Here is a 12,841-nt window from a genome sequence, read left to right as displayed (position 1 = left end):
GTGCGGCGGCTCGCGACGCGGGCGCGTCAGCGCGCGGCGCGGCCGTCGAGCACGCGCTCGAGCGCATCGAGCGCCTGCGCGGTCGAATCGCGTGCGATGCAGTCGACCACGATCCGTTCGGGCATCGCGCGTAGCCACGTGATCTGCCGTTTGCACAGCTGGCGCGTCGCGAAGATGCCCTTGTCGCGCATCGTCCGGTAGTCGATGGCGCCGTCGAGGTACTCCCACGCCTGCCGGTAGCCGACGCAGCGCATCGACGGCAGCCCCAGATGAAGATCCTCGCGGCGGCGCAGTCGTTCGACTTCGTCGATGAAGCCCGCCTCGAGCATCGCGTCGAAGCGCTGCGCGATGCGCGCATGCAGCACCGCGCGGTCCGACGGCTCGAGCGCGACCGGCACGAAGCGGTAGGCGGCGGCCGCATCGTCCGCGGCGCGCGGCGCGGCGAGCAGCGCGGACATCGGTTGCCCGCTCAGCATGCACACCTCGAGCGCGCGCTGGATGCGCTGCGCATCGTTCGGCGCGAGCCGCGCGGCGGTCGCCGGATCGATCCGCGCCAGCCGCGCATGAAGCGCGGGCCAGCCGTCGCGTGCGGCGTCGGCATCGAGTTCCGCGCGTAGCGCCGGGTCGGCGCCCGGCAGGTCGTTGAGCCCCTGCGTCAGCGCCTTGTAGTACAGCATCGTGCCGCCGGCGAGCAGCGGCGTGTTGCCGCGCGCGGCGATCTCGGCGATCAGCCGCAGCGTGTCCGCGCGAAAGCTCGCGGCCGAGTACGAATCGGCCGGGTCGATGATGTCGATCAGATGGTGCGGCACGCGCGCGCGTTCGTCGCGCGTCGGTTTCGCGGTGCCGATATCCATGTCGCGGTACACCAGCGCCGAATCGACGCTGACGATCTCGATCGGCCGGCGCGCGGCCAGCGCGAGCGCGGCGGCCGTCTTGCCGGACGCGGTGGGGCCGAGCAGGCATGCGATCGTCGTCGGACGGGACTGCAACGAAACGCTCATTGGCCGCGCATGAACAGGCGGTCGAGGTCGTTCAGCGTCAGCTGATACCACGTCGGTCGGCCGTGATTGCATTGATCGGCGCGCTCGGTCGCTTCCATCTGCCGCAGCAGCGCGTTCATCTCGTCGAGCGTCAGGCGCCGGTTCGCGCGCACCGCGTGGTGACACGCGAGCGTGCCGAGCAGCTCGTGCTGGCGCTCGGTGAGCACGCGCGAGCCGCCGAACGCATGCAGATCGGCCAGCACCGCGCGGGCGAGCGACTGCAGGTCGGCATCCTTCAGCAGCGCGGGCACCGCGCGGATCGCGAGCGTCGTCGGCGACAGCACCGCGAGATCGAAGCCGAGCGATTCGAGCGTGTCGCGCTCTTCCTCGACGGTGCCGATCTCGACCGGCGTCGCCGTCATCGATATCGGCAGCAGCAGCGACTGCACGGCGACCGTGCGATCGGCGAGCGCGTTCTTGAACTGCTCGTAGAGAATTCGTTCGTGGGCCGCGTGCATGTCGACGATCACGAGGCCGTGCGCGTTTTGAGCGAGCACATAGATCCCGTGGATCTGGCCGAGTGCGAAGCCGAGCGGCTGCTCGTCGTGCGCGGCGGCCGCGAGCGGCATGGCGGCGAAGCCGGGCAGCGGAGTGCGCGACGGGTCGGCTGGATCGGCGGAATCGCGTGCGACGAGCGGCGTGCCGTCGGCCGTGTCCTTGCGGCCGAACAGCGCGTCGTAGAGCGCGAGCGGCTGTGCGACCGGCAGCGTGCCCTGCGTCATGCGCGCCTGACGCATCCACGTGCTGCCGGGCGACGAGGCGGACGAAGTGGACGAGGAGCTCGACGAAGCACCGAACGAAGCCGCCGGCGAAAAGCCCGTCGCGCCCGTGCCCGCCGCGCTGCGCTGACCGAGCGGCGTATCGCCGAACGAGGCGGGCTCGCGTGGCGGGGCTTCGAGGTGCGCGGCGTGGCCGCCGGCGGTCGTGTCCGGCGACGCGCCCGCATGGCGCGCGAGCGCGCGCTGCACCGCGTGGAACACGTATTGGTGGATCGAGCGCGAATCGCGGAAGCGCACTTCGATCTTCGACGGATGCACGTTCACGTCGACGGCTTCCGGCGGCAGGTCGAGGAACAGCACGTAGGACGGATAGCGGTCGCCGTGCAGCACGTCCTCATACGCGGCGCGCACCGCGTGCGTGAGCAGCTTGTCGCGCACGAAGCGGCCGTTCACGAAGAAGTATTGCTGGTCCGCGCGGCCGCGGCTCGCGGTCGGCAGGCCGGCGCAGCCGTATACGGCCAGCGGCCCGGCCCGTTCGTCGAGCGGCAGATGGGCGGTCGCGAAGCCGTCGCCGAGGATCTTCGCGACGCGCTGCGCCGGTTCGCTCGCGTTCCAGTGCTCGACGGCCTTGCCGTTGTGCAGCACCGAGATCGCGACGTCCGGGCGTGCGAGCGCCGCGCGGCGGATCATTTCGATGCAGTGGCCGAACTCGGTCTGCTCGCTTTTCAGGAATTTGCGGCGCGCGGGCGTGTTGAAGTACAGCTCGCGCACCTCGATCGTCGTGCCGACCGCGCCGGCGGCCGGCGACAGCGCGCCGGTCGTCGCGTCGATCTTCGTCGCATGCGCGACGTCGGCCGTGCGGCTGGTGATCGCCAGCTCGGCGACCGACGCGATCGACGCCAGCGCTTCGCCGCGAAAACCGAGCGTCGCCACGGCCTCGAGCTCTTCGAGCGAGCGGATCTTGCTGGTCGCGTGGCGCATCAGCGCGAGCGGCAGCTCGTCGGGCGGAATGCCGCAGCCGTCGTCGGTGATCGAGATGCGCTTGACGCCGCCTTCCTCGAGCACGATGCGCAGCGAGCGCGCGCCGGCATCCATCGCGTTCTCGAGCAATTCCTTGACGACCGACGCCGGGCGCTCAACGACCTCGCCGGCCGCGATCTGGCTGATCAGTTGGTCGGGCAGCGGCAGGATCGCGCGCAGGCGGCGCGGGGCAGGGGCGGACGCGTCGCCCGCGACCGTTTGGGTGATTTCGGACATGGCCGAATTATAGCGACGCGGCGGCGGCGTGCCGGAGCCGCCGGCCGTTACGTTTTTTCACGGAGCCTTGAGGTAGTTTCGGTATCATGGGGCTCCGTTGCGCGCGCCGCCTTGTCCGGCGGGCGTTCACGCTTGTTCCGGCCGGTCCGGCCCTTCGCCTTCGAGGAATCGCATTTGGATACGCTGCTTCATTTCGTCAACCTGGTCCTGCACATCGACGCGTTCCTCGGCGACTTCATCCGGCAGTACGGCGCATGGGTGTATCTGGTGTTGTTCCTGATCGTGTTCTGCGAGACGGGGCTCGTCGTGCTGCCGTTCCTGCCCGGCGATTCGCTGCTGTTCATCGGCGGTGCGTTCGCGGCAACCGGCGACATGAACGTCGGCGCGTTGATCGCGCTGCTGCTCGTCGCGGCGACGGCCGGCAATACCGTCAACTACCTGATCGGCCGCTGGATCGGGCCGAAGGTGTTCAATACGCATATCCCGGTGCTCGAGCGCTTCCTCGATCGCGCGGCGCTGCAGAAGACGCATTCGTTCTACGACAAGCATGGCGGCAAGACGATCGTGCTCGCGCGGTTCATCCCGGTGGTGCGCACGTTCGCGCCGTTCGTCGCCGGTGCATCGGCGATGAGCTTCACGCGCTTCCAGTTGTTCAACGTGATCGGGGCGCTCCTGTGGGTGCTGCTGCTGGTGCTGCTCGGTTACTTCTTCGGCAATATTCCGTTCATCCGGCAGTACCTGAACGTGATCGTGCTGGCGGGGATCGGCGCTGCCGTCGTGCCGGTTGCGCTCGGTGCGCTGTGGAAGCTGGTGCGCGGGCGGCAGTCGGGCAGCACGCAGAAGACGGGCGGACGCTGAGCCGGCGCGGTTTCTGTCGGTTGCAGTAAAAAGCGGGGCAGCTCGATGTGAGTTGCCCCGCTTTTTTGTGCGTTGGTTGCGTTGCGGGTGCGCAGGCGGCGCATGCGGCGCTCGACGAAGGAATCGGCGTGTAGCGGCTGCCGTGGATGACGGACGACCCGGATGCGGGTCGCGCCGCAGTCGATGTGTTGTGCGTGCTCGCCGCAATGGTGGTGAGTCGATGTTTGCCGTGCGAGCGCGGCCTACAACGGCAATTGCCGCATGATCTCGGCCACGCAGGCGTCGGGGCTCGCCTCCGCCGTCCTCACGTGTACTTCGGGCGACTCCGGTTGCTCGTACGGCGAGCCGATGCCGGTGAATTGCTGGATGGTTCCGCGTCGCGCCAACACGTACAGCCCCTTCGGATCGCGTGCCTCGGCAACCTCCAGCGCCACGTCGACGAATACCTCGACGAACGTGCCGGGCGCGAAGCGCGCACGCGCTTGGGCGCGTGCGTCCGCGAACGGCGAGATCAGCGCGGCGATCACGATGAAGCCCGCATCCGTCATCAGCCGCGCCACTTCGGCCGTGCGTCGGATGTTCTCGCGCCGGTCGGCATCGCTGAAGCCGAGATCCCGGTTCAACCCTTCGCGCAGCGTGTCGCCGTCGAGCAGATAAGTTCGATGCCCGAGCGCGTCCAGCTGCAGCTTCAGCAAGCTGGCGAGCGTGGACTTGCCGGCGCCCGACACGCCCGTCAGCCACACGACGAACGGGCGCGGGTTCGCGCCCGAAAATGCGCTGCGGCCGCCTGACAGTGGATCGGGCGGAGAAGGATTGGCAGGATGATTCATTTCAGAGCCGATATGCCGAAAATCGAGGGGCAATTTTGTTTTGAGTCGATCTGTCGATCGCAATGTCGGCCGATTGTAACGTGCTTTTCGATGTCTCGTAAATTTCCTATCTTATTACGAAATATTGCAGCGGAGAGTGCGCGACTGGCAATTTCCACGGACTGCGTAACAATTTGAAATAAGGGTGGTAATCGAATTGAAACGAACCCAGGCATTATTGCCGCCGCCTTGCTCGGTATGGCCTGACATCGCATCAGCGTATCGCGCGCGTGATGGCGTGACTTTCCATTTCGGCACGGATAATGCGGTGGCGAGTATTTCCGTTTTAAATAGAATTGCCAGATTAAAATGGGGCCGCAAGATGGTTCGTTAATCGGCTGTCAATCTAGAGGATTTTAGAATCATATTTTTTGCGCGAGGTTTTACGCCGCGAATTTCCGCGGATAAATATCCCCGGGCGCAATGCCGCGCCCTCGGCAAGTGACTGATATTCCGGGAAAAGCGCGTCACTTGTGCCTTGGATTGAATGGCCGCTGCTGTACATCGGCCCCATGCGCGACGATTGCCGTGCTTTCGGGCACTTCTTCCCATGCGCCGCGCAGGTCGACGAGCGGCTCGGATACGACCATGAACGCATCGTTGCCCACTTCCGCGATACGCGGATTGTGCGGATACAGTTCGTGCAAATGCCTGAACGACGTGCTGTGGAACAGCGATCGCGATTGCCGTTCGCTCGAATAGCGCGCCGCGACGATCCGCTCGCCGTCGGTCGCGCAGACCGTCATGTTGAGCGGCTCGGCGACGCGATACCGCGCCGCGGTTTCCTCGATCACGCCGACCATGCGCTCGAGCGCGGGCAGCGGGGCTTGCTCCAGGCCGTAGGTCAGCGCGAGACGAAACATCAATTCGGAGTCGGTCGAGCCTTCCAGCGTCGAGAACAGCGCGGGGTCGACCTTCATCGTCAGGTCGCGGCGCAGCTTGTGGAAATCGCGGATCAGCCCATTGTGCGCGAACAGCCAGCGGCCGTGGCGGAACGGATGGCAGTTGGTTTCCTGCACGGGCGCATCGGTCGCCGCGCGGATATGCGCGACGAACATGCGCGAGTGGATCGCGCGGGCCGCTTCGCGCAGATTGCGGTCGTTCCAGGCGGGATGCACGGAGCGGTAGCGGAACGGCAGTTCATCGGGATGGCCGTACCAGCCGATCCCGAAGCCGTCGCCGTTGGTCGTCGTCACGCCGAGTTCCGAATGCAGGCTCTGGTCGATCAGCGAATGCTTCGCGCGAAACAGCACGGTCTCGAGCGGGATCGGATTGCCGGTGTAGGCGAGCCAGCGGCACATGGAGCGCTCCTTCGCGATGAACTGTCGCGCATGGTAGCGGAGTTCGCGGCGGCCGGCCCGCTGGACTGGCCGCCGCGATCGTCGGGTGACGATTCGGCGGCTACGCGGCGCGCGCGTCAGTCGCCGAGCGCGTCCATCACGCGTGCCGAGTAGACGAGCGCCGCGCCCGCATTCAGCGCGATCGCGACGCCGAGCGCCTCGGCCACTTCCTCCTTGGTCGCGCCGTGCTTCGCGGCTTCGGCAGTGTGCACCGCGATACAGCCGTCGCAGCGTGTCGTGACGGCCACCGCGAGGGCGATCAGCTCGCGCGTCTTCGCGTCGAGATGGCCCGTCTTCGCGCCGGCGCCCGACAGCGCCTTGTAGCCGGCCAACGTGTCGGGCGAGAGCTTCGCGATGTCGCCGATGCGAGTCGTCAGTTCCTTCCGGTATTCGTTCCAGTTCAGCATGATGCGTCCTTTGGTGGGTTGAGCGGCTGGTGCCGCGATCTCGGGCGATGCATGGCTATTCTGGGCGTTACGGATGAGGGTTTCGATAGCCGATAGCGACATTTTTGGCGTAAACGTCTCATGGACGCGTGGCGTCGATGGTTGTCGTCGGGCAGGAATTCGCGGCGCGGTGACGGGCGCGTGCGGCGCCTTGCATGGCCCGGCGTCGACGGCTCGCTCGCGATGCCGCATGGTCGCGTTTCATCTGTTGCCTGTCGATCGGGGCGCGACATTTCAGTGAAGGGATATTGGTTTGTTCGTCGTGCGGAGCCGGGCGATGCGGGCGTGCGCGTTGCTGCAGCAGACGCGGCGCGGGCGAAGCGGCGATCGGGTTAGCGCTCGGCTCGCACTCGGAGCAGGCGTTCCGTGCGGTGCTCGGTGCGACGCTGCGGCGGTGGCTGCGCACGCAGCGTGGGGATGACGCGAACGCGCGTGATCGTCGCGGCGAGGATGTCGGAGAACGGGTAGGGCGATGGAGATGCAGCCGCGGCAGCCCGGAGACTCAACCGGCGAGCACCAATGAAAAAGGGGCTTCCGGTTTCCCGGAAGCCCCTTTTTTACATCCTTGGTAGGCCGTGCGTGACTCGAACACGCGACCAACGGATTAAAAGTCCGCTGCTCTACCAACTGAGCTAACGACCCAAAGAGCAAAAGATTATAGCGGCGGGTGGTATACCTGTCAACGACCCGTCACGACGATTTACTTGATGCTCTCGATCTTGCCCTGCGCCGTCTGCGCCGCGTTCGACCCGGCGTACTGCGATACGACCTGCTCGAACGTCTTCTTCGCGGCCGCCTTCTGGCCTTGTTCGAGCTGGTTCGTGCCGATCGCGACGAGCGCATCGGCCGCGCGCGGATGCTGCGGATACTTGCTCACGATCGCCTGCCAAGTCGCCGTCGACCCGCGGTAGTCGCGCAGCGCGTATTGCGCATTGCCGAGCCAGTATTGCGCGGTCGGCTGGTACGGGCTTTGCGGATACTTCGCGATGAAGCTGCGGAACGACGCCGCGGCAGCCTTGAAATTGCCGTTGCGGAACTGCTGCTGCGCCGCGCTGAGCGCATCCGTTTCACCGGGCTGAACGGTGCCTTCGACACCATCGATCGTCGCCTGTTGCGGCTCGAACTTCTTGAGCCGCGTGTCGAGATCCTGGTAGTACTCCTTCTGCTGCCGTTCGAGCGTCGTCAGCCGGTTCGTCAGGTCCTCGTTCTCGCCGCGTAGCGTTGCGACCTGCTGGTTCAGCTGGTCGATACGGCCGGATTGATCGAGGATCGTACGCTGGGCTGCCGACAACTGGCTGGCCAGGTTGTCGCTCTTGCTGCGCAGATCGAGCACGGCGCGGCGCGCCTCGTTGTCGTCGAACATGCCGGCGTGCGCCGGCGCGGCCGACCACGCCGCGCCGACGACGCAGAACGCTGCGGCAACGCGCAGCCAGGATACACGGTGCGTCATACGGCAATTCTTCCGTTACTTACTGTTGGTAGACGAGGTCGGCGCGACGGTTCTGCGCCCACGATGCTTCGTCGTGGCCCGTTGCCTGCGGCTTTTCCTTGCCGAGGCTCACGGCTTCCATCTGCGAGTCGTTCACGCCGAGCAGCGCCATCGCGCGGCGGACGGCTTCCGCACGCTTCTGGCCCAGCGCGAGGTTGTACTCGCTGGTGCCGCGTTCGTCGGTGTTGCCCTGGATCAGCACGTGACGCTGCGGGTGGCTCTTCAGGTACTGAGCGTGTTGCTGCAGCAGCGGCTGGTACTCGTCCTTCACCGAATAGCTGTCGAAGTCGAAGTAGATGCTGCGCTTCGCGAGCGGGCTGTTCGGATCGTTCAGCGGATCGACGTTCACTTGCGCGACGTTGTCCGCGCTCGGCTGCGTGCTGACCGCGCCGGCGTTGTTGGCCTTGTCGTCGAGCTTCACGCCCGATTTGCACGCTGCGAGCGCGCTGATCATCATCACGGCCAGAGCCAGACGAGCTTTATTCGACATCATGGTTACTCTCCTTGTGTGGTCATTGCATGAAGGGTCCCCACGACGGCTCACGAACGGAGCCGCCCTGGACGGACAGAATCTGCGGCGGCGCGCTGCCGTCGGTGGGCACTGCTGCCAGCACGTTGCGGCCGCCCGACTGGGTCGCGTAGAGAATGTACTGGCCGTTAGCCGCGAAGCTCGGCGATTCGTCGCGATTGGTGTTCGTGATGGCGTTCGCCGCGCCGGTCTGCAAATCCTGGACGTACAGCTTGAACCCCCCGCCGGTACGGGAGATGTAGGCGAGCAGCTTGCCGTCCGGGCTCACGCGCGGGCTCGTGTTGTAGCTGCCCGTGAAGGTCACGCGCTGGGCCGCGCCGGCGCTTTCGCCTTGCGCGGGCATCCGGTAGATCTGCGGCGCGCCGCCGCGGTCGCTCGTGAAGTAGATCCAGTGGCCGTCCGGCGAATAGAACGGCTCGGTGTCGATCGAGCTGCTCTGCGTGAGCCGGCGCAGCCCGCCGCCGTTGGCGTTGACCGTATAGATCTGCGTATTGCCCGTCAGCGACAGCGCGACGGCCAGCGTGTTGCCGTCCGGCGACCACGCCGGTGCGCTGTTGTTGCCCTTCTGGTCGGAGACCATATAGCGGCGGCCGGTCGGCAGGTCGTGGATGTAGACGATCGGCTTCTTGCGCTCGAACGACACGTAGGCAACCTTCGTGCCGCTCGGCGACCACGCCGGCGAGATGATCGGCTCGGTGCTCGACAGCGCGATGCGCGCGTTCTGGCCGTCCGAATCCGAGATCTGCAGCTGGTAGCGGTTGCCCGTCTTGATCACGTACGACAGACGCGTGGCGAATACGCCGCGCACGCCGAGCAGTTTCTGGTAGATGTAGTCGGCGATCTTGTGGCCGGCGGTGCGCAGCGTGGTGTCGTTCGCGGTCAGCGACAGGCCGCCGAGGCTCTGCTGCTTGACGGTGTCGTACAGGATGAAGTTCACCTTGTACTGACCGTTCGCTTCGCGGTTCACGCTGCCGGCGACGAACGCGTTCGCGCCCTTGGCCTTCCAGGCGCCGAGATCGACCGAGGCGGTCTCGGGCACGGGCGTGCTGCCGGCGTCGATGTTGGTGAATTTGCCGCTGCGGGCGAGGTCGGCGCGCACGATCGACGTGACCTGCTGCGGCAGGCCCGCCTCGTTCGCGAAATTCGCGGTCGCGATGGGGAACTGGGTCGATCCGACGCCGGTGATCAGCACGTTGACCTGCGCGTTAGCGGCGCCGCCGGCCGCAATCAGACACGATGCCACGAGTGCCCTGAAACCTAGTTTCGTCATCAAACTCATGCTTCTTGCTTCCCATGTGACTTGGATCGCTGCGCAAGCGCAGAGACAGTAAAAATACCCTGTTCGTTCCCGTTTCGCAGCGAAGCCCGGAGTGTAAGCGCATTTCCGTTCACTCCGCCGCCTTGAAGGTAATCGTAATGCTCGATGGGGTACGACCGTCAGTATCGGGCGGCAACGGCACCGACGCCTGGATCGCGCTGACCACCGCCTGATCCCACCCCGAATTGCCGCTCGGCCGCGCGACCGATACGCTCAGCAGGTCGCCCGACGGCGTGCAGCGAATCTTCACGACGGTCGTCAATCCGGCGCGCTCGCCGCCCCAGACGATGTTCGGCTTCACGCGACGGCGCACCTTGTCCGCATAGCCGGGCGAGGCCGCGTTGCCGCCGGAGCCCGTGCCGGTGCCGCTTTTCGCGAGCCCCTGGCCGCCGCCGTCGCCCGCGCCCGCGAGACCCTGCAACTGCGCGAGGCGCGCATTTCGTTCCCGGTCGAGCTTGGCCTTGGCCGCCGCGTCGGCCTTCGCGCGCGCGGCCGCTTCGGCCTTTGCCTTGGCCTGCGCGTCCGCCTTTTCCTTTGCGGCTGCGTCGGCCTTCGCCTTGGCTGCCTGCTGGGCCTCGAGCTGCGCCTGCTTCTGCTGCTGGAGCTTTTGCTGCTCCAGTTTCTGCTGTTCGAGCTTTTGCTGCTCGGCGAGTTGCTGCTTGAGCTTCGCCGCCTGCTTCTGCTTCTGCTTTTCGCGTTCGGCGGCCTTTTCCGCGGCGAGCGCCGCCGCTTGCCGGGCCGCCAGCTGGGCGCGCCGCGCTTCCTCTTCCTGCTGCTTCAGCTGCTGCTCGCGGCGCTGCTGCTCGAGCTGCGCTTCGCGTGCGGCCGCCTCTTGTTGCTGGCGCTTCTTCTGCTGCAACGCGATGTCCGCCTGTTCGTCTCTCACCGGGGGAGGGGGCGGCGCGACCTTCACGGGCGGCGTCGGTGCGACGACGGGCCGCGGTGCGGGAACGTCGGGGACCTCGGTCCACAGTTCGGCTTCGGCGCCGGCCGGCGTGCTGTTCTGCCACTGCACGCCGTGGTACAGGAACAGCGCAAGCAGGACGTGCATCAGCGCGGCGAGCGCGAACGCGCGCCAGGTGCCGCGCTCGCGCGGCGGTTGCGACGGGTAGGTGTTGCCGCGCGTGGGTTGCTGCCGGTTCATTGCGATTTGACGAGGAGGCCGACGCGCTTGACGCCGCGCGCCTTCAGATCCGACATCACGGTCATGACCGCATCGTACTGCACGGTCTTGTCGGCCGCGATCACCACCGGCTGGTCCGGATGGTCGGCCTGCCGGGCCACGATGAAGCTGTCGAGCTCGGCCTTGGTCATCGTGTCTTCCTGCGTCGCGCCGGAGTCGCCCTTGTACTTGACGCTCATCGTGCGGTCGGCGTTGATGTTGACGACGACGGGCGGCGTCTGCTCCTGCGGCGCGGCATTGCCGACGGTCGGCAGATTGATGATCGACGGGGCGACGAGCGGCGCCGTCACCATGAAGATCACCAGCAGCACGAGCATCACGTCGATATACGGCACGACGTTGATGTCGGCCATCGCGCGGCGCGAGCGGCCGCCGCGCATGCTGGATCGAATGGGACTTCCTGCCATGGCGAGCTCCTTACTGGGCCTGACGCTGCAGGATGTTCGAGAATTCTTCGATGAAGGTCTCGAAGCGGATCGCGAGGCGGTCGATGTCGTGCGCGTAGCGGTTGTACGCGACCACGGCCGGAATCGCGGCGAACAGGCCGATCGCCGTGGCGACGAGCGCCTCGGCGATGCCCGGCGCGACGTTCGCGAGGGTGGCCTGCTGCACATTCGCGAGGCCGCGGAACGAATTCATGATGCCCCACACGGTGCCGAACAGACCGATGTACGGGCTGACCGAGCCGACCGACGCGAGGAACGCGAGATTCGCTTCGAGCACGTCCATTTCGCGCTGGAACGCCGCGCGCATCGCGCGGCGTGCGCCGTCGAGCACGAGCCCCGGATCGCTCAGGCGCTTTTCCTTCGCCTTCAGGAATTCACGCATGCCGGCTTCGAAGATGCGCTCGAGCGCGCCGATCGTGTGGCGGTTATTGGCTGCGCTCTGGTACAGCGCCTGCAGGTCGCCGCCCGACCAGAAATCCTTTTCGAAGCGCTCGGTCTGCGCGCGTGCGCGGCGGATCGCGAACCACTTGCGGAAGATGAAGGTCCACGACATCAGCGACAGCAGCAACAGCAGCCCCATCACGGCCTGGGCGAGCACGCTCGCGTTGAGGACGAGGGAAATGATCGACAGGTCTTGAGATGTGTTCATAGAGATTTGAGTAACGTCCCTTCGGGGGTGCCCGGCAAGGGCGCACGGGTGCGTGCGGTACGGCGCGCCGACGCAGCCCTGGCGCGGAACCTTGCTTAGTATCGATTCAGGAAGGCAAGTTCATGGCCTTTGTCTAAACGGGGCTCATTCGAGCTTCGTTGACGGGACAGTGTGCCCGGCGTCGATGACGGGCCCGCGTTGCAGTGCATCGAGGACGACCGGCGGGATCGCCGCGGGACGGATGCCGGAACGGTCGACGCAGCCGAGGCGGATATGCCCGGCGACCAGCAGCGTGTCGCCACGCCACGCTTCCTGCGTGAACTCCACCGACGCGCGGCCGATGCGTGCCGGGCGGCTCGTGATCGCGAGTGCGTCGTCGAGTCGCGCCGGCGCGCGGTAGTCGACCGACGTGCTGCGAACGATGAAGATCGCGCCCGTGTCGTCGGCGATCTGGCGCTGATCGATGCCGCACGCGCGCAGCCACTCGGTGCGGGCGCGCTCGAAGAACTTCAGGTAGTTGGCATAGAAGACGATGCCGCCTGCATCGGTATCCTCGTAGTACACGCGCACCGGCCAGATGAAGCCGCGCAAGGTGTCCGGAGAGCGGGTAGGCTGAGTCATGGCGCGCATTCTACCGGAAGGCCGGGGCCCGATTCGTTACGGTTTGGTAACGGAATGTAGTGCCGCACGGCACGACG

At 66.4% G+C, this 12,841-nt stretch carries 13 protein-coding genes and 1 tRNA gene; 1 reads left to right on the top strand and 13 read right to left on the bottom strand.

The features are described 5' to 3' along the window. Nucleotides 1-26 precede the first annotated feature (26 nt). Both miaA and mutL read right to left on the bottom strand, forming a co-directional pair. A complete protein-coding gene (gene miaA / locus AK36_RS10365; protein ID WP_045578515.1) occupies nucleotides 27-1,001 on the bottom strand; it encodes a tRNA (adenosine(37)-N6)-dimethylallyltransferase MiaA in 975 nt (324 codons plus the stop codon). Further along, nucleotides 998-3,016 carry a DNA mismatch repair endonuclease MutL gene (gene mutL, locus AK36_RS10360; RefSeq protein WP_045578514.1) on the bottom strand — a complete coding sequence of 673 codons (2,019 nt, stop codon included), beginning with the start codon at nucleotides 3,014-3,016 and terminating at the stop codon, nucleotides 998-1,000. The genes miaA and mutL overlap by 4 nt, the downstream gene beginning before the upstream one ends. Before the next feature lie 174 nt (nucleotides 3,017-3,190). Here mutL and AK36_RS10355 point away from each other — a divergent pair, with 174 nt between their 5' ends. Continuing rightward, nucleotides 3,191-3,874 (top strand): DedA family protein, encoded by a 684-nt coding sequence (locus tag AK36_RS10355; RefSeq protein ID WP_014722494.1) that lies wholly within the window; start codon nucleotides 3,191-3,193, stop codon nucleotides 3,872-3,874. A 242-nt stretch (nucleotides 3,875-4,116) separates the two neighbouring features. On the opposite strand, the gene cysC is transcribed toward AK36_RS10355, so the two are convergent. The 11 genes from cysC to ybgC all read right to left on the bottom strand — a co-directional run bounded on the left by cysC (nucleotide 4,117) and on the right by ybgC (nucleotide 12,773). Then, nucleotides 4,117-4,704, bottom strand: a complete 588-nt coding sequence (gene cysC, locus AK36_RS10350) for an adenylyl-sulfate kinase (RefSeq protein ID WP_011883378.1) — start codon at nucleotides 4,702-4,704, stop codon at nucleotides 4,117-4,119. 506 nt (nucleotides 4,705-5,210) lie between these two features. Then, the gene (locus AK36_RS10345; RefSeq protein WP_045578513.1) at nucleotides 5,211-6,044 is read right to left on the bottom strand and encodes a class II glutamine amidotransferase; all 834 of its coding nucleotides are present in this window, start codon (nucleotides 6,042-6,044) and stop codon (nucleotides 5,211-5,213) included. A gap of 116 nt (nucleotides 6,045-6,160) precedes the next feature. Further along, nucleotides 6,161-6,490 (bottom strand): carboxymuconolactone decarboxylase family protein, encoded by a 330-nt coding sequence (locus AK36_RS10340; RefSeq protein WP_011883382.1) that lies wholly within the window; start codon nucleotides 6,488-6,490, stop codon nucleotides 6,161-6,163. 605 nt (nucleotides 6,491-7,095) lie between these two features. Next, nucleotides 7,096-7,171 (bottom strand) — tRNA-Lys (locus tag AK36_RS10335). A gap of 58 nt (nucleotides 7,172-7,229) precedes the next feature. Then, nucleotides 7,230-7,979, bottom strand: a complete 750-nt coding sequence (ybgF, locus tag AK36_RS10330; RefSeq protein ID WP_011883385.1) for a tol-pal system protein YbgF — start codon at nucleotides 7,977-7,979, stop codon at nucleotides 7,230-7,232. Between the two features lie 19 nt (nucleotides 7,980-7,998). Next, on the bottom strand, nucleotides 7,999-8,511 hold the full coding sequence (gene pal / locus AK36_RS10325) for a peptidoglycan-associated lipoprotein Pal (RefSeq protein ID WP_011883386.1): 513 nt from the start codon (nucleotides 8,509-8,511) through the stop codon (nucleotides 7,999-8,001). Nucleotides 8,512-8,530: 19 nt separating this feature from the next. After that, on the bottom strand, nucleotides 8,531-9,826 hold the full coding sequence (gene tolB, locus AK36_RS10320; RefSeq protein WP_011883392.1) for a Tol-Pal system beta propeller repeat protein TolB: 1,296 nt from the start codon (nucleotides 9,824-9,826) through the stop codon (nucleotides 8,531-8,533). 109 nt (nucleotides 9,827-9,935) lie between these two features. Then, nucleotides 9,936-11,009 (bottom strand): cell envelope integrity protein TolA, encoded by a 1,074-nt coding sequence (gene tolA, locus AK36_RS10315; protein ID WP_045578512.1) that lies wholly within the window; start codon nucleotides 11,007-11,009, stop codon nucleotides 9,936-9,938. Continuing rightward, nucleotides 11,006-11,455, bottom strand: coding sequence for a protein TolR (gene tolR / locus AK36_RS10310; protein ID WP_011883394.1), 450 nt, complete (start codon nucleotides 11,453-11,455; stop codon nucleotides 11,006-11,008). Before tolR ends, tolA begins: the two co-directional genes overlap by 4 nt. Before the next feature lie 10 nt (nucleotides 11,456-11,465). Beyond that, nucleotides 11,466-12,143 (bottom strand): protein TolQ, encoded by a 678-nt coding sequence (gene tolQ / locus AK36_RS10305; protein ID WP_011883396.1) that lies wholly within the window; start codon nucleotides 12,141-12,143, stop codon nucleotides 11,466-11,468. Between the two features lie 144 nt (nucleotides 12,144-12,287). Continuing rightward, nucleotides 12,288-12,773 carry a tol-pal system-associated acyl-CoA thioesterase gene (ybgC, locus tag AK36_RS10300; protein ID WP_045578511.1) on the bottom strand — a complete coding sequence of 162 codons (486 nt, stop codon included), beginning with the start codon at nucleotides 12,771-12,773 and terminating at the stop codon, nucleotides 12,288-12,290. Between the last annotated feature and the right edge of the window lie 68 nt (nucleotides 12,774-12,841).

The organism is Burkholderia vietnamiensis LMG 10929 (genome assembly GCF_000959445.1).
Lineage (GTDB): Bacteria > Pseudomonadota > Gammaproteobacteria > Burkholderiales > Burkholderiaceae > Burkholderia > Burkholderia vietnamiensis.
This window is presented reverse-complemented; position numbering and strand designations above follow the sequence as displayed.

Coding starts and splice junctions, on each gene's coding strand:
- miaA (WP_045578515.1), bottom strand. CDS start 1,001: ATGAGCGTTTCGTTGCAGTCCCGTCCGACGACGATCGCATGCCTGCTC.
- mutL (WP_045578514.1), bottom strand. CDS start 3,016: ATGTCCGAAATCACCCAAACGGTCGCGGGCGACGCGTCCGCCCCTGCC.
- cysC (WP_011883378.1), bottom strand. CDS start 4,704: ATGAATCATCCTGCCAATCCTTCTCCGCCCGATCCACTGTCAGGCGGC.
- AK36_RS10345 (WP_045578513.1), bottom strand. CDS start 6,044: ATGTGCCGCTGGCTCGCCTACACCGGCAATCCGATCCCGCTCGAGACC.
- AK36_RS10340 (WP_011883382.1), bottom strand. CDS start 6,490: ATGCTGAACTGGAACGAATACCGGAAGGAACTGACGACTCGCATCGGC.
- ybgF (WP_011883385.1), bottom strand. CDS start 7,979: ATGACGCACCGTGTATCCTGGCTGCGCGTTGCCGCAGCGTTCTGCGTC.
- pal (WP_011883386.1), bottom strand. CDS start 8,511: ATGATGTCGAATAAAGCTCGTCTGGCTCTGGCCGTGATGATGATCAGC.
- tolB (WP_011883392.1), bottom strand. CDS start 9,826: ATGAGTTTGATGACGAAACTAGGTTTCAGGGCACTCGTGGCATCGTGT.
- tolA (WP_045578512.1), bottom strand. CDS start 11,009: ATGAACCGGCAGCAACCCACGCGCGGCAACACCTACCCGTCGCAACCG.
- tolR (WP_011883394.1), bottom strand. CDS start 11,455: ATGGCAGGAAGTCCCATTCGATCCAGCATGCGCGGCGGCCGCTCGCGC.
- tolQ (WP_011883396.1), bottom strand. CDS start 12,143: ATGAACACATCTCAAGACCTGTCGATCATTTCCCTCGTCCTCAACGCG.
- ybgC (WP_045578511.1), bottom strand. CDS start 12,773: ATGCGCGCCATGACTCAGCCTACCCGCTCTCCGGACACCTTGCGCGGC.